This window comes from Catenuloplanes sp. NPDC051500 (assembly GCF_044454585.1).
GTDB lineage: Bacteria > Actinomycetota > Actinomycetes > Mycobacteriales > Micromonosporaceae > Catenuloplanes.
Window position 1 is genome coordinate 1 of sequence record NZ_JBITDX010000051.1, and the last position, 14,746, is coordinate 14,746.

16 protein-coding genes and 2 tRNA genes are annotated in these 14,746 nt (G+C 68.5%); 2 read left to right on the top strand and 16 right to left on the bottom strand.

Annotated elements, in window-relative coordinates:
* Positions 1-645 precede the first annotated feature (645 nt).
* Complete coding sequence (locus tag ACIA8K_RS41025) at positions 646-870, top strand: hypothetical protein (RefSeq protein ID WP_396068924.1); 225 nt, start codon at positions 646-648, stop codon at positions 868-870.
* Between the two features lie 518 nt (positions 871-1,388).
* On the opposite strand, the gene ACIA8K_RS41030 is transcribed toward ACIA8K_RS41025, so the two are convergent.
* The 7 genes from ACIA8K_RS41030 to ACIA8K_RS41060 form a co-directional block, all read right to left on the bottom strand.
* Positions 1,389-2,186 carry a carbon-nitrogen hydrolase family protein gene (locus tag ACIA8K_RS41030; protein ID WP_396068925.1) on the bottom strand — a complete coding sequence of 266 codons (798 nt, stop codon included), beginning with the start codon at positions 2,184-2,186 and terminating at the stop codon, positions 1,389-1,391.
* A 9-nt stretch (positions 2,187-2,195) separates the two neighbouring features.
* Positions 2,196-2,840, bottom strand: coding sequence for a GNAT family N-acetyltransferase (locus tag ACIA8K_RS41035; protein ID WP_396068926.1), 645 nt, complete (start codon positions 2,838-2,840; stop codon positions 2,196-2,198).
* Between the two features lie 50 nt (positions 2,841-2,890).
* The gene (gene clpX, locus ACIA8K_RS41040; RefSeq protein WP_396068927.1) at positions 2,891-4,186 is read right to left on the bottom strand and encodes an ATP-dependent Clp protease ATP-binding subunit ClpX; all 1,296 of its coding nucleotides are present in this window, start codon (positions 4,184-4,186) and stop codon (positions 2,891-2,893) included.
* Between the two features lie 318 nt (positions 4,187-4,504).
* Positions 4,505-5,170 carry an ATP-dependent Clp protease proteolytic subunit gene (locus ACIA8K_RS41045; protein ID WP_396068928.1) on the bottom strand — a complete coding sequence of 222 codons (666 nt, stop codon included), beginning with the start codon at positions 5,168-5,170 and terminating at the stop codon, positions 4,505-4,507.
* 11 nt (positions 5,171-5,181) lie between these two features.
* Positions 5,182-5,814 (bottom strand): ATP-dependent Clp protease proteolytic subunit, encoded by a 633-nt coding sequence (locus tag ACIA8K_RS41050; RefSeq protein ID WP_396068929.1) that lies wholly within the window; start codon positions 5,812-5,814, stop codon positions 5,182-5,184.
* Between the two features lie 165 nt (positions 5,815-5,979).
* On the bottom strand, positions 5,980-7,314 hold the full coding sequence (gene tig, locus ACIA8K_RS41055) for a trigger factor (RefSeq protein ID WP_396068930.1): 1,335 nt from the start codon (positions 7,312-7,314) through the stop codon (positions 5,980-5,982).
* A gap of 222 nt (positions 7,315-7,536) precedes the next feature.
* Positions 7,537-7,610: transfer RNA gene (locus ACIA8K_RS41060), tRNA-Pro, on the bottom strand.
* Positions 7,611-7,749: 139 nt separating this feature from the next.
* Here ACIA8K_RS41060 and ACIA8K_RS41065 point away from each other — a divergent pair.
* Positions 7,750-7,823 (top strand) — tRNA-Gly (locus ACIA8K_RS41065).
* A gap of 146 nt (positions 7,824-7,969) precedes the next feature.
* Here ACIA8K_RS41065 and ACIA8K_RS41070 read toward each other — a convergent pair.
* The 9 genes from ACIA8K_RS41070 to ACIA8K_RS41110 form a co-directional block, all read right to left on the bottom strand.
* A complete protein-coding gene (locus ACIA8K_RS41070; protein ID WP_396068931.1) occupies positions 7,970-9,133 on the bottom strand; it encodes a tyrosine-type recombinase/integrase in 1,164 nt (387 codons plus the stop codon).
* Entirely contained in the window at positions 9,133-9,351 is a 219-nt protein-coding gene (locus ACIA8K_RS41075) for a helix-turn-helix domain-containing protein (protein WP_396068932.1), read from the bottom strand. Before ACIA8K_RS41075 ends, ACIA8K_RS41070 begins: the two co-directional genes overlap by 1 nt.
* 23 nt (positions 9,352-9,374) lie before the next feature.
* Positions 9,375-11,111, bottom strand: a complete 1,737-nt coding sequence (locus ACIA8K_RS41080) for a replication initiator (RefSeq protein WP_396068933.1) — start codon at positions 11,109-11,111, stop codon at positions 9,375-9,377.
* Positions 11,108-11,701: a DUF2637 domain-containing protein gene (locus tag ACIA8K_RS41085; protein ID WP_396068934.1), complete on the bottom strand. Its 594-nt coding sequence runs from the start codon at positions 11,699-11,701 to the stop codon at positions 11,108-11,110. Before ACIA8K_RS41085 ends, ACIA8K_RS41080 begins: the two co-directional genes overlap by 4 nt.
* Positions 11,698-13,131, bottom strand: a complete 1,434-nt coding sequence (locus tag ACIA8K_RS41090; RefSeq protein ID WP_396068935.1) for an FtsK/SpoIIIE domain-containing protein — start codon at positions 13,129-13,131, stop codon at positions 11,698-11,700. The genes ACIA8K_RS41085 and ACIA8K_RS41090 overlap by 4 nt, the downstream gene beginning before the upstream one ends.
* The gene (locus ACIA8K_RS41095; protein WP_396068936.1) at positions 13,122-13,535 is read right to left on the bottom strand and encodes a hypothetical protein; all 414 of its coding nucleotides are present in this window, start codon (positions 13,533-13,535) and stop codon (positions 13,122-13,124) included. The genes ACIA8K_RS41090 and ACIA8K_RS41095 overlap by 10 nt, the downstream gene beginning before the upstream one ends.
* Positions 13,532-13,720 (bottom strand): hypothetical protein, encoded by a 189-nt coding sequence (locus ACIA8K_RS41100; RefSeq protein WP_396068937.1) that lies wholly within the window; start codon positions 13,718-13,720, stop codon positions 13,532-13,534. The genes ACIA8K_RS41095 and ACIA8K_RS41100 overlap by 4 nt, the downstream gene beginning before the upstream one ends.
* Entirely contained in the window at positions 13,717-13,944 is a 228-nt protein-coding gene (locus ACIA8K_RS41105) for a hypothetical protein (RefSeq protein WP_396068938.1), read from the bottom strand. Before ACIA8K_RS41105 ends, ACIA8K_RS41100 begins: the two co-directional genes overlap by 4 nt.
* A gap of 94 nt (positions 13,945-14,038) precedes the next feature.
* On the bottom strand, positions 14,039-14,449 hold the full coding sequence (locus ACIA8K_RS41110) for a hypothetical protein (RefSeq protein WP_396068939.1): 411 nt from the start codon (positions 14,447-14,449) through the stop codon (positions 14,039-14,041).
* Positions 14,450-14,746 lie beyond the last annotated feature (297 nt).

Below are 14,746 nucleotides of genomic sequence, written 5' to 3' on the forward strand. Positions count from 1 at the left end.
CCCGAAGAATCCGAAAGCCCTGGCCGGGTATCAATCATAAATTGGCACTGGCTTTTCAAGCACCCTGTTGAGTTCTCAAAGAACAACCACACACCTCGCCAAACCCGGTCACCCGAGCCCAACGCGGGGCTGCTGTTACGCACTACTCTGTCCTACTTCGTACCCTTTGTCACCGCCGGGCACTCGAACTAAGTTACTCGGTCGTTTTCCGCTTGTCAAATCCGCCCTCCGCGAGGAGATGTGGATCTTTCCAAGAGGATCGCCCGGGCTCCCCCATGCTGACGCACACCGTTACCGGCGTCTGTCATTTCGAGGAATCCTGCGGACCGGCCCCCGACCTCAGAACGCTTACCGCGTTCGGATCGCTCGTGCCCGGCTCCCGCTGGCTGTCCTACTCTACCCGGTCGGTTTCGCAACCCCAAATCCGGGTCCCCCCAGATCCGGTCGCACCACCCGGTTGCTCCGATTCCGTCCTCCCAGTGGCTTTCGCCCTGTTCGTCCGGTTCCCCGTTGCGAAGAGAAAGTTACGCGGACACCGGCCTCAAGCACAAATCAGCCCGTGTCGATCAAGAGGAAATCGCCCGGATGGCATCGATGTCCTGGACGCGCTGCCGGTGCCCGGTTCCGCGTGCCAGAGTGAGCGGCATGGCTACCGACCCGTCCGTGACGAGCCCCGCCTCCGATGCCCTCCTCGGCCAACTCTTCCCGCTGTGGCACCTGGTCATCGGCGCGATCGTGCTCGTCGTGCTCGTGCTCTCGGTCCGCCGGCTCGCCGCCCGCGGCCAGACCCGGATGACCACGGCTCTGCTCGTCACCGGCGGCGCCATCGCCGGCCTCACTGCGCTCGGCATCTTCTTCGAAGGCCGCTGAACCTCCCTCCCACCCAACTAACCGAGCTGCGAGGCCGCTCCTCCCCGCCCAGCAGATCGAGATGCTGCGGCTCCGCGGACGGCGCCGTCATCTCTGGGGCCCTCACCGTCGATCGGTTACCGTCCCCCGGTCGACCTCACGCCCGGCGTCCGCTCGACGTGCGTCGCCGCAGGCAACCGGCACCGCGCGGAACGCGCGGCCTGTGCCCTGCCACGGCGGAACCGGCTCCGAGCGGCGGGGAAAGCGGAGCGCCAGCGGAGTCTTTGCCCGCCGCGAGGTTGGCCCGCGGGAGCATGCGGGCCGCACCACCGCGAGAGCGGGAAGACCTGGGTCAGGGTCTGAGGTCGCCCCTAGGCAGACTCACACACCTGCGGCAGCGTGCGGGCTGGGCCACTGCGAGAGCGGAAGGATCAACATAATCCGGGGTCCGTCCCGAGGGCGGTCGTTCAGCGTCGCCACGGGCGAACTCAAGCGGGTGCCGCTGCATCCGGGTCATCGCGTCCGCGGGACGAGACGGGTCAGAGGCGCCTGTTGGCGAGGCTCGGCAGTTCGAGGCGGATGGTGTCGAGGCGGGGGAGGTCGAGGTCCGCGACGACGATTGTGGTCGTGTCGGGGGCCTGGGCGAGGACGGTGCCCCAGGGGTCGATGATCATGCTGCGGCCGAAACAGGTACGGCCGGGCTCGTGGTTGCCGATCTGGCCTGCGGCGAGCACGTAGCACTGGTTCTCGATGGCGCGGGCGCGGAGCAGGACCTCCCAGTGGTCGCGGCCGGTGTGTGCCATGAAGGCGGCTGGGACGACCAGGAGCGTGGCCTCGCCGTCGGTGGCGAGCGCGCGGTACAGCTCGGGGAAGCGCAGGTCGTAGCAGATCGACAGGCCGAGGCGGGTGCCCTCGATGTCGACGACGACAGGGGCGGTGCCGGCCGCGACCGTGCGGGACTCGTGGAACGAGACCTTGCCGGGGATCTCCACGTCGTAGAGGTGGATCTTCCGGTACGTGGCCGCCAGCTCGCCACCGCGGTTAAAGACCAGGCTGGTGTTGTAGATGTGCTCCGCGTCCGGCCCGGTCTCGTGGAATGAGCCGGCGTGCACCCAGATGCCGAGCTCGCGTGCGGCGTCCGCGAAGAACGTGCCGAACTCGCCGTCGACCGGCTCCGGCTTCGGCGCGCCGGCACCGGGGCCGAGATAGTCGGTGTACTCCGGGAGGACGGCGAGGTCGGCGCCGGCGTCCGCGGCGCGGGCCAGCAGCTCGCGGGCCGTGGCCAGGTTGGCGGAACGGTCTTCCCGGGCGTTGAGCTGGCACACCGCTACTCGCATAGGGCGAGCCTACGACGGGCCGGGTACCGCCACCAGGGGCGTTTGCAGAAGCGCCTCGGCGCCCACCGGGATGAAGCCGGCGGCGAGCAGCGTGCGGGTGCTGGCGGCGTTGCCGGGCGCGACCTGGGCCCAGACGTGCGCGCCGGGCGGGATCAGGTGCCGGGCCGCGGTGACAAGCGCGCGGCCCAGGCCGGCGTTGCGGTGACCGGGGTCGACCTCCATGGAGAGCTCCCAGCGGCCGGCAAGACCGCGGCCGACCGTCAGCACGCCACCTGTCGCGGCGTGGACGCGCACGTCGTCCCGGTAGCCGACCGCGTGGCGTACCCGGGGATGGTCGTGGTCGTGGATCTCGGTGAGCGGCAGCGGTGGCGGGCCGGGGAGCGCGGAGGCGACGAGCATCTGGTCGATGCTGTTGATCCGGCGGCCCAGGTGGCGTTCGAGCGCGTGCAGGAACGGCGGGTTCATCGGCTCGGAGTATTCGTCGCCGGTGTCCGGGAGATGCGCGGCCACCCAGTCGGCGGTCACCGGGGCGGCGACCACCGCGCGCGCCGGGAAGGACAGGACCGCGTAGTCGCGGGCGGACGGCGCCGGGACGACCTCGAGGAACGGGGTGGGCGGCAGGCGCCCGCCGCCGGCGACCAGGTCCAGGAGCACAGCAAGACGCCCCGGCGAGGTGGCCGGGGCGTCAGCGGTACGTATGGCGGTCAGGCCGACTTCTCCTCGCGCTCGCGGCGAGCGCGGCGGCCCGTGAACTCCCGCGGAACGATTGTCGGGTTCACGTTCTCCAGGACGACGCCCTTGGTGATGAGCACGCGGGCGGCGTCGGGGTTCGACGGCACCTCGTACATCACCGACTGGAGGACCTCCTCCAGGATGGCGCGGAGGCCACGGGCCCCGGTGCCGCGGAGCATCGCCTGGTCCGCGATCGCGTTCAGCGCGTCCTGCTCGAACTCCAGCTCGACGCCGTCCAGCTCGAAGAGCCGCTGGTACTGGCGGACGAGCGCATTGCGGGGTTCGGTGAGGATGTTGACGAGCGCCTCACGGTCGAGGTTGCGGACCGTGGTGAAGACCGGCAGACGGCCGATGAACTCGGGGATCAGCCCGAACTTCAACATGTCTTCCGGCATCACCTTCGACATCATGTCGTCGGCGTCACGGTCGCGGATCGAGCGCAGGTTCGCCCCGAAGCCGACGCCGCCGGCGCCGATCCGGGACTCGACGATCCGGTCCAGGCCCGCGAAGGCGCCACCGCAGATGAACAGCACATTCGTGGTGTCGATCTGGATGAACTCCTGGTGCGGGTGCTTGCGGCCGCCCTGGGGAGGCACGTTCGCCGTCGTACCCTCGAGGATCTTCAGCAGCGCCTGCTGGACGCCCTCGCCGGAGACGTCCCGCGTGATCGACGGGTTCTCCGACTTCCGGGCGATCTTGTCGACCTCGTCGATGTAGATGATGCCGGTCTCGGCGCGCTTGATGTCGTAGTCAGCGGCCTGGATCAGCTTGAGCAGGATGTTCTCGACGTCCTCGCCGACGTAGCCGGCCTCGGTCAGCGCCGTGGCGTCGGCGATCGCGAACGGAACGTTAAGCATGCGGGCGAGCGTCTGCGCCAGGTGCGTCTTGCCGCAGCCCGTGGGGCCGATCAGCATGATGTTCGACTTGGCGAGCTCGATCTGGTCGTTACCCGAGCCGGGGGCGCCGTTGGCCTCCGCCTGGATCCGTTTGTAGTGGTTGTAGACCGCGACCGCGAGCGCGCGTTTCGCGTGCTCCTGGCCCACCACATATTGATCCAGGAACTGGACGATCTCCATCGGCTTGGGAAGCTCTTCCCACTTCACCTCGCCGGACTCGGCCAGCTCCTCTTCGATGATCTCGTTACAGAGATCGATGCACTCGTCGCAGATGTAAACACCTGGGCCCGCGATGAGCTTCTTGACCTGCTTCTGCGACTTTCCACAGAAGGAGCACTTCAGTAGGTCGCCGCCGTCACCGATCCGTGCCACCTACGTCTCTCCCTGCGCTCATCGGCTGGAGACTCCCAACCCTGGCCTGAGGACGACCTGGTAAATCGGCCTTCGCTCAACGATTTTCAATCGTCCACCGGACCGCGATGCTTAGCGGTGCGGACTCGACGTTACCCCCTGCGGGGGTGTTTCTCCGACCCCCAAAACTGGCGTGTCAGAGACCAACCAGACTAGCGGGTCTCCCCCACTGGGGGTTTGATGCTGTATGCCCGGTTTGGATGCATATCTTCGACCGGGTAATGCTGAAGACCAGCCACAGTAACCTACCTGTGGCTGGCCTCCGTCAAGGGCGCTGAATCAGTTCGCCGCGATGGCGCCGACCAGGCCGCTCTTCTTACGGTTCTGCAGCACCGTGTCGACGATGCCGTACTCCTTGGCCTCGGCCGCGGTCATGATCTTGTCGCGGTCGATGTCCTTGGTGACCAGCTCGGCGGTGCGGCCGGTGTGACGCACCAGCAGCTCCTCCATCTGGGAGCGCATGCGCAGGATCTCGCGCGCCTGGATCTCGATGTCCGAGCCCTGACCGTAGCCACCCTCGGTGGCCGGCTGGTGGATTATCACCCGCGAGTGCGGCAGCGCCATCCGCTTGCCAGGCGTGCCCGCCGCCAGCAGGATCGCCGCCGCGGACGCAGCCTGACCCAGGCAGACCGTCACGATGTCGGGCCGCACGTACTGCATGGTGTCGTAGATCGCCGTCATGGCCGTGAACGAGCCACCGGGCGAGTTGATGTACATCGTGATGTCGCGGTCCGGGTCCGTCGACTCGAGCGTGAGCAGCTGGGCCATCACGTCGTTCGCCGAGGCGTCGTCCACCTGGACGCCCATGAAGATGATCCGGTCCTCGAACATCTTGTTGTACGGGTTGGACTCCTTCACCCCGTACGACGTGCGCTCTACGAAGGACGGGAGAATGTACCGGTTGTGCACCGGAGCGAACCGCGGGGGCAGTGTCATGTCCGTCATTGTCGCCTTCCTCAGTTCAACGTTCCGGCGCCCTCGGGGACCTGCGTCGCCCCGGAGATCACCTTGTCGATGAAGCCATAGTCCTTGGCCTCGGCGGCCGTGAACCAGCGGTCCCGGTCCGAGTCGGCCTCGATCGTGTCCTGCGTCTGCCCGGTGTGGAACGCGACGCGCTCCTGGAACATCCGCTTCGTGTACAGCATCTGCTCCGCCTGGATCGCGATGTCAGCGGCGGTACCGCCCACGCCACCGGACGGCTGGTGCATCATGATCCGGGCGTGCGGCAACGCGTACCGCTTACCGGCCGTGCCGGCACACAGCAGCAGCTGGCCCATGGAGGCCGCCATGCCCATCGCCACCGTGGAGACGTCGTTCTCGATGAACTGCATGGTGTCGTAGATCGCCATGCCGGAGTAGACCGAACCACCGGGCGAGTTGATCCAGAGGTTGATGTCCCGCTCCGGATCCTCCGCGGAGAGCAGCAGCAGCTGCGCGCAGATGCGGTTGGCGACCTCGTCGGTCACCTCGCTGCCCAGAAAGACGATCCGCTCCTTCAGCAGCCGGTTGTAGACCGAGTCGTCGAGGCCACCGGCGAGGTTTCCGCCACCTCTTGCCAGAGGCGACGCATTGAGATGCAAGTCGGTCATGGCAGCCCTTCGCTGTTTGTCCTTCGTAGGACCGACCCTAGCCCGTCAACGGGGCACTTCGTCCGCTCATGGGGCACTGTTCGCTGTAAGCGCACGTGTTCTGCCCTGAGAAGAAGGAAGCCGCCGCGGGCGTACCCACGGCGGCTCCGCTCCTGCTCTTGGGTCCTAGTGCACGTGGTGGTGCTCGTCCTGGATCGCCTCGAGCGTCACGACCTCGCCCTTGGTGTCCTTGATCGTCACACGCTCCAGCACGATCTGCAGCGCCTTGCCGCGACGCACGTCGCCGAAGACGGCCTGCGCCTCACCCGAGCGGGCGAGCTGGTCGTAGTACTGCTGGGGCTGGAGGCCGGCCCGCTGCGCGCGGTGCATGATCTCGTGGCCGAACTCGTCGTCCGAGACCTGCACGTCCTCGGCCTCGGCGATCGTGTCCAGCAGCAGCTGGATCTTCACACCCTCGGTCGCGGCGTCGGTCAGCTCCGTGTCGATCTGCTCCTCGGTCTTCTCCTCCGAGGCGAGGTAATCCTCAAGCGATGCGCCGATCCGCTCCAGCTGGTCGGCCATCGCCTCCTTGCGCTGCGCCACCGCGTCCTTCACGACGCCCTCCGGCGCCGGGATCTCGGCCGCCTCGACGATCTGCTCCAGCACCTTGTCACGGGCCGCGTAGATCTGCTCGACCTTCTTGACCCGGGTGACCCGCTCGCGCACGTCACCCTTCAGCTCCTCAAGCGAGTCGAACTCGCTGGCCAGCTGCGCGAAGTCGTCGTCCAGCTCGGGCAGCTCCTTCTCCTTCACGGTGCGGACCGTGGTGGAGACCTCCGCGTCCTGACCGGCGAAGTCGCCGCCGACCAGCTTCGTGGTGAACGTCGCCGACTCGCCGGCGGACAGGCCCACAAGGACCTCGTCCAGGCCCGGGAGCAGCTGCTGGGAGCCGACCTCGTGCGAGATGTTCGTCGCGGAGCCGCCCGGCACCTCGACACCGTCAACAGTCGCGTTCAGGTCAAGCTGCACGTAGTCGCCCTCGGCCGCGGGCCGCTCGACGGTCTTCAGCGTGGCGAACCGCTCGCGCAGGTTCTTGACCTGCTCGTCGATCTCCTCCTCGCCGATGACAAGCTCGTCGACCTCGACAGTGATCGCCGACAGGTCAGGAACCGTCAGTTCCGGCCGCACGTCGACCTCGGCCGTGAACTTCAGCGGCTCACGGTCGGCGAACTCCGTCACATTCACCTCGGGACGACCGAGGATCTTGACGTCGTGCTCCTGCACCGCCGCGAACAGCTGCGCCGGAATGGCCTCGTTGACTGCCTCGTTCAGCACGGCCTCGCGGCCGACCCGCTGGTCGATCACCGAGGTCGGCACCTTGCCACGGCGGAAGCCGGGGATCTGCACCTGCTGCGCGAGTTCCCGGTACGCCTTCTTCAGGCTCGGCTCGAGCTCGGCGAACGGCACCTCGATGGCGAGCCGCACCCGAGTCGGGCTCAGAGTCTCGACGGTGCTCTTCACAGGCGTACTCCTTGATGGATCTGGGTGAATTTACGGCGTGTCCGCTGACGTGCGTCTGCGCTCGCTCTTGTCTGTCGTCGCGCAGACGCGGCAGTGAGGGCGGTCTGCCCACTGTTTCGTCTGCAGACACGCCGGCGTTACGCGCCGTCGCTCTCGCGAGTTTAGGCCGTGGTCGCGGCACGCTCGCGCCCGGGTTTGAAACCCCTGCCGTCGGCCCTGTCGTCGGGGTGGCGGGATTTGAACCCACGGCCCCTCGCTCCCAAAGCGAGTGCGCTACCAAACTGCGCCACACCCCGTGGCGGTTCTGAGTGTAAGCGCCGCGCGGGGGGTTGAGGTCGGCGGGCCGGAAGGTTTCGGTGTGGCGGGTGGGATACCGGCTTGGGAAGATCATGAAGAGTGGGTACGCTAGGGCGGCACGCGGTGATGCGTGTGCACGCGGACGTAGCTCAATGGTAGAGCCTCAGTCTTCCAAACTGATTACGCGGGTTCGATTCCCGTCGTCCGCTCCACTTGGGGTCTCTGTGTCAGCGCAACCCGCTGACCTGCGCGTTCCGCATCAAACCTGGGGGGCGACCCCCCAGACCCCCACGGTGCGGATTGCTTGCGTTCCGGCCTGGTTGATCTTGCGTGCCATTAACGTGCCATTGGCGTGCCACTAGCCCTTGGCCTTGGGCTTCTTCTTCCCGTCCTTGGGCTTCTTTGGCCTGGTGGCCTTGGCGATGCGCTTGTCCATGTCGCTGGCGATCTCGCGGTCGCGCTCGTTGGTCGCGTGCTGGTAGATCAGGGCGGCGCGCATGCTGGATTGGCCCATCCGGACCATCAACTCGCGGGTGCTGGCGCCGGTGGACGCGGCCAGGGTGTTGCCGGTGTGGCGCAGGTCGTGGAAGTGGAAGCCGGTGGGCATGCCGGCCTTGTCGAGCGCGGTCTCCCATCTCACTGCGCGCCGGAAGTTGCCGGTCCGCAGGAGTGCGCCCTTGTCGCCGGTGAAGATCAGAGTCTCGTCGCCGTCGTCGACGTGTTCCTTCAGGTGCTCGTCGAGGGCGGCTTTCGCGATTGCCGGAAGAGTGACGGCGCGAAGGCCGGCGGCGGATTTGGGTGGGCCGAAGACGAGTTCCGCCTTGAGCGCGGCGAGCTTGCGGTGAATGCGCAGCGTGCCGTTTGCCGGGTCGTAGTCGGCACGCCGGAGTGCGACCAACTCGCCCCACCGTGCACCCGAGAACGCCGCGGTGGTGATCAGCGCCTTGAAGCGGTCGGGCATCTGGGCGGCGAGCGCGAGCACCTGGGCGACGGTGGCGGTGGGGCGCTCGGGGGTGTGGTAGCGGTCATAGCCGGGGATGCGGCAGGGGTTCTGCCGAATGATCTCGTCCTCCTTGACCGCGGTGTTGAGGATCGCGCGGAGCAAAGAGTAAGCCTTGACGGCCTGGGGCTCGGTGGTGCCGCTGTCGAGGAGCTTCCGCCGCCAGGAGCGGATCGAGGCCGGGGTGAGGGTGCCGAGCGCCATCTCACCGAGCAGCAGCACGATGTGCAGGCGGAAAAGATCTTCATAATTCTCGCGGGTACGGGGCTGGAGCTTCCTTTCCGAGATCCAGCGCTGGCCGTAGGGGGCGAGACGGGTCTCCTTGTCCTCCGGGGGCTGCCACTCCCCCTTGATGATTTCCGACTCGACGACGGTGAGCCACTGCTCGGCCTCGCGGGTGGTGGCGAATGTGTGCGGGGCGGCGCGCATGACGCCGTCGGGGCCGCGGTAGCGCGCCTGGTAGCGGCCGGACGGGAGTTTGCGGATGCTGCCGAAACGGCGGTGGCCGTCCTTGTTCGCCATCAGGCGGCACCCCGCAGCCAGGCGCGGATCTGGGCGCGGTCGGTGGGTTCGATCCGCTGGGCGCGGATGTAGGTCTCGACGTCGGCGGGCTCGAAGCGGACCAGGCGGCCCACCTTGACGTAGGCGATACGGCGCTCAGCGACGAGCCGCCGGACGAAGCGGGTGGTGGACTTGAGGCGAGCGGCTACCTCGGCCGAGGTCAACAGCCCGTCATCCATTCGGGTACCTCCTTGTTGAGGGATCACGCGGCCACCTGCTGGGGCGCGTTCTGGGCAGCGGCGAGTTGGGAGCGCCATCGGATGCGGGCTGAAACAGCGCGCAGGACGCGGTGTTCGAGCGGGAGGACATCCGGATCGTCGGGGCGTGCCATCTCGAAGCGGAACCGCTTGGGGTCCTGCTCCTCTGCTGCGCTCTGGCTGTCGTCCGTGTCCGCCAGGCCGCCGGCGAGGACCGCGCGGACCCATGAGCGGTTGTCGGCCCGGTGGTCCGCGAGGGTCTTGCCGGACCACTGCCGAGACACCAGGACACGTCGGCCGGTGAAGCCGAGCGTGGTGCGCTGGTGGACCTTGCCGGTGCAGCGGCCCGGGGTGAGGCCGGCTTTCGCGCCGTCCGGCTGGACGTTGTAGAGCAGCCAGTTCGCGCAGGTCGGAGAGCACGGGAGCGTGGACAGCTCCGCGTGCAGCCGGTCGAAGTGCGCTCGCTGCGGGTCGGTCTTCGGTGCGGCGTGTTCGGTCAGGTCCTTGGTGACGTACTTGGTCACGTAGCGGATCGCGCGCTCGGCGTCCTTGGTGCCGGAGTCGATGCCGCGCGCGTCGATTCGGCCGAGCCGGGCGACGTAGGCGGGCTCTTCGTCGATCGCGTCCAGCGCCTCAGCCCACGTCGGGAGCGGCGCGCGGGTCTTCGGATCGACGTAGCCGCCCTGGTCGGTGTCCCAGACCGGCGGCTTGTCCACCGAGCAGGTGGCCCGGTCGAACGGAGGCCACCACACCTGGTGGTAGGTGGCGGCCGCGACCTGCTTGAGGAGCCGCCGCGGGATCGTGCCGCGGATCGCGAAGTGTGAGTGCGGCGCGAGACGGCGTTGGAGCTCGACGGCGCCGGCGTACTGGACGTTCCAGCCCGCGGCCCGCCGGAGGTTCTGCCACCAGCGGTCCATCACCCGCGCGAAGTGGATCGCGTCGAGCGCGGCCCGCCGATAGTCGTAGGTGTCCGGGTTGACCGGGGTGCCGAGTTCCGGGTCGTACTGGCCGTGCCGTTGCCCGCACTCGCATGGCACGACGTAGGAGCCGCGCCGGATGTGTGAATGCACGGCGCCGTGTGAGTCGAGGGTGAGCGTGACGAGCATCGACGGGCGGTAGGTCTTGCCCTCCCGGCCGGCGAAGGCGCGGCCGACCGTGCGCGTGTCGACCGGGAGCCGGGGCAGGTCCGGGGAGTCCTGGCGACGCTTGGTCGAGCGCTTCCGGCGTGGGCGCTCGTCGCGGTCGCGCGGGGTGAGGTGCCCGCGCAGGTTCGTCTCGGCCAGCAGCTCGTCGACCTGCTCGATCGCTTCGTCCAGGCCGGTGATCTGGGTTTCGCGCTCGTCCGGGGTCATCGGCTCGTAGTTGGCGGCCTCCCGGTCGAACTCCAGATGCGCGCGGTGTGCCACGAGGTCGAGTACGGCCGCGGTCGGCGGGTCCGGGTCGATCGCGGGCTCGTCCGCGAGGTGCCAGCCCTCCCGGATCTGCTGGATGCGCAGCCGCCGGCCACGCTCGGCGCACGGCTTGCACTTCGTCGCCAAGGTCGCCCCGCACGGGACCTCGACGATCTCGGTCACGCCGGTGAACGTGTCGGTGCGGCGCAGGGTAACTGGGCGGACGCAGACGCCGTTGTTCTCCGCGAGCTGCTTGAGTGCTTCCTTGGCGAGCGGCTGCCGCATGCGCGCGGCCCGCGAGCCCGGTCGCGGCTCCTCTGCCACGACCGGGATGAGCGTCGGCTGAGTCATCGCGCCACCTCCGCGTTCGGACGAGCGAAGGCGAGCGCCGGTACCGGAACGAGATTGCTCTTGGGGCGCGGCGCCGGCTCTGGGGCCGCCGGTTGGTCCGCGTCTGCTTGCGGGGTGGCCCGGGTGGGAGCCGCAACCGTCGTCTCCCGGTCGGCCGGGATCCAGGCTGCGGACGCTGCCGGGGCTGGAGCCGGGGCCGCGGGCTTGGCCGGCTTGCCGGACAGGACGAGCTTGGACAGGCCCATGAAGGCCAGCGCCGGGACCGCGGACAGCAGCCAGCCGGAGATGCCCGGCTTGGCGACCGCGAGCTGCGCCGACAGGGACAGGGCAACAGCACAGATCAACAGCAGCATGGGGTACGTGATGGAGCCGCCGGACCTGCGGCGCCGGCGGATGGTCAGCAGCGCGGCGATGGGGATCAGCTCGGAGATCGCCGCGTTGGCCCAGCCGAACCAGTCGCCCGTACCGGCGGGGCTGTTGTCCATGGTCCAGTCGTGGACGTGGGTGAACGAGGCCGCGCCGGCCAAGGTGCCGACCGTCAGCATGATGACGACCAGGACCACGCCCTCGGCGCGCTCGGCGCGGGTCATCGCCCCTCCCCCACGATCTCGCCCTCGACGACCTGCGCGTACCCGTACCGATGGCAAAGATCTTGAATGTCGCTGTCGGAGTGGTAGGCGAAACGGACTCGGACCGGCTCACGCACGCCGTCGAGCACGACGAACGCGACGCCGGGTGAGGTCTCCGGGATCTCGTCCGCGAGTGCGCCACGGTTGCGGGCGCCGTCACCGAGGATGAGATCGACCTGCTCGGCCTCGGTCAGCCGGAGCGCGATCCGAGTGGGGAACAGGTCGCGGAACGGCAGCACCTCCTTGCGCGGGTCCTGGAGCGCGGCGATCACGTGGAAGCCGACCGCGCGGCCCTGGGACAGCAGCAGCGACAGGGACTCGCGGATGCGGTCGCGGATCTTGCGGTCGGAGATGTAGGAGGTGAGCGCGGCCAGCTCGTCGATCACGATGACGATCAGCGAGTCGCCGGGGGTGGGGGTGTGCTGGCGGGTGACGCCGCGGAGCCGGTTGGCACGTGCCCGCATCCTCGTCACGGCGTCTTCGAGCGCGATCGCCATGGACTCGGCGGTGTCGTAGACGAAGCGGGTGTAGAGCGGGAGGCCGCCGGCCAGTTCCATGCCGCCCTTGGGGTCGAAGACCCACAGCTCGACGAGCTGCTGTTGGATGCCGGCGGCCAGCGCGGCGATCAGCGCCCAGATCACCGAGCCCTTGCCGGCGTTCGTCGCACCGCCGACCAGGACGTGTGAACCGGCCAGGCGCAGGGCGTAGGCGTCGCCGTTCTCCTGGACGCCGAGCGGGAGCCGGGCGAGGTCGAGGCTTGCCGGGGTCGGGATCGGGGCGATCGTGTCCGCGAGCGGGTCGCTACGGAGGAAAACCAGGATGATCCGGTCCGGGCGGCTATGGGTGCGGGCGCGGCCCTCCCGGACGCGGAAGGTGTAGGCCAGGCGCGGCGCGGCCTTGCCCCAGTCCTCGGGATGCTGGCCGGGCAGCATCCGGACCGTGACCTCATCACCGAACCCGGTCGCGCGGACCTTGAGGAGCTGCGGGACGTACTTGTCGCCGCCGAACGCGGTTGCCAGCCCGCAGGTCGCCATCGCGGGAGCCCAGCCGCGCCGGTATACGGTCAGCCGACGCCAGCGGCCCAGCAGCGGCCACCACGCGAACCGATTCCAGGACGCGCGATGCCAGCGCCACCACGCCGCACTTGTTGCCGCGACCGTGGCGAGGACGGCGAGCAGGATCTCCCAGCCGAAGTCGGCCCAGATCCAGGTGACCAGCGCGGCCGGGCCGGTCAGCCACCAGTACCGGACGGCGAGGATCGTGAGCCGGAACAGGCCACGGACCGTCCACCACAGGACGAGGAGCCAGCCGGGCACCCGCCATACGGGTACCCGGACGTTCATCGGTGCGGTAGGGATCTTGTCCCCAGGGATCACGTTGATCAGCGGCAACGGGACCCCTCCCCCGTGTTGCGGGCCGAAGTGCTGCCGTCCGGCCAGAGCGCGATCTGATCCGGTTGCGCGGCAGGCCTCGCGGACTCACGAGCCGCCGGGCGCCGGCTGTGCTGGCCGGGGTTGGTGTTCGGCTCGCGGACGTGCCGGATCATGGTCGGCAGCCAGCGGCCACGGCCGAGGACCGCGCGCAGGTCCACCGGGTCGGAGACGTACGGGGCGATCGTGGCCGGGTCGAGGTGGTGCAGCTTGACGATCGTGCGGGCCAGGGTCGCGGCGGCAGCGGAGATCTCCACCAGCGCCGCGACCCGCAGCACGTCGATCGGGGTCGCGAGATAGACCTGCCGGACAGCGGCGATCCCGTACGCCGTGAGCTTCCGGACGACGACGCGGCGAACGGTCACAGCGTCCACCCCCGCGTCCACTCCGGACGTGCCAGGCGCAGACGGCAGCGGCGGCAGCACATCCGCTTCGGGTCGAAGCGGCGCGGCTTCACCCAGGTCTCGCAGTACATGCACCACATCGCGGAGACCGTCGAGCCGCCACCGCAGTGCAGCCGGGCAATCGCGAGCAGCGTGGTCGCGGTCATCGCGCCACCTCCGACACCCGAAGGCCGGCGGCCTGCGCGCGAGCGTTGCGCGCCAGCTCCGCGGACTCGGCGGTCCCGACCCGATCGAGCAGGTCGGCCTTCGCGTCGAACCAGTCCGCACGTACCCCATCAGGGGTGTTGCGGTCCGGCTTCGCGGCCAGCAGCGCCGACAGTTGCGCGGCGAACGACTGCACGCGGGCAGCCTCGTCTACCGTGGGCTTCACAGCCCTCTCCTTCCAAGGGGAAACAGGGTTGGCAGCGCGGGAGCGGGCCGAAATTCTTGGTCGGAGGACGGCCCGCCCCCGCGTTCTCTCGCGGTCAGGCCGCCGCGGCACGGATCCCAGAAGCGCGCAGCGAGTACGCCATCCGCGCCTTGCACTTGCTCGACGATCCGCCACAGCGGTTCCCGTCCACATACGGCGTGATCGTCAGCCCGTCGAACTCCACGGCCGGCGGGTAACCCGGCACGGTCGAGGCCGGCGGCACCGGCTGATGCGGCGCCACGATCTTGACCTTCACCTCGGTCGTCCGCCCGAACTTCCCGGCTTCCGGGTCAAGGTCCATCACCTTGACGACCCAGACCCGCTCCCCGGTCTCCTTGTCCCGCGCCTGGCTGTCCGCCTCCCCACGGCGGTCAAAGTCCATCTGCGCGTCGACGCCGAGGCAGAGCGCCCCACGCGGAAACACGTACTCCGACGGAACCGGCACCTTCAACGTCAGCGGAACCACGTACCAGCCTCCTAGCTACACAGCCACCTAACTGATGACCGGTTATGCACACAAGTTACGGCAGCCTGTACACACAAGCAAGCCGATGATCGCCCTTAGCGCATTTTGCGAACACGGACAAAACAGGCAAGCCTTCCGGATCCGCCACCCAACCTGAGGGCCAGAGATCAAAACAGTTGCTGGAGTCAGCACCCAAATGCACCATTAACCTCGGTCTTTCGCTAACGCGGTATTTCATAGCCGATCATCAATAAGTTTGGCGTGGCTGGTGATTTCCCGTTTCGGGCATGCCGAGTG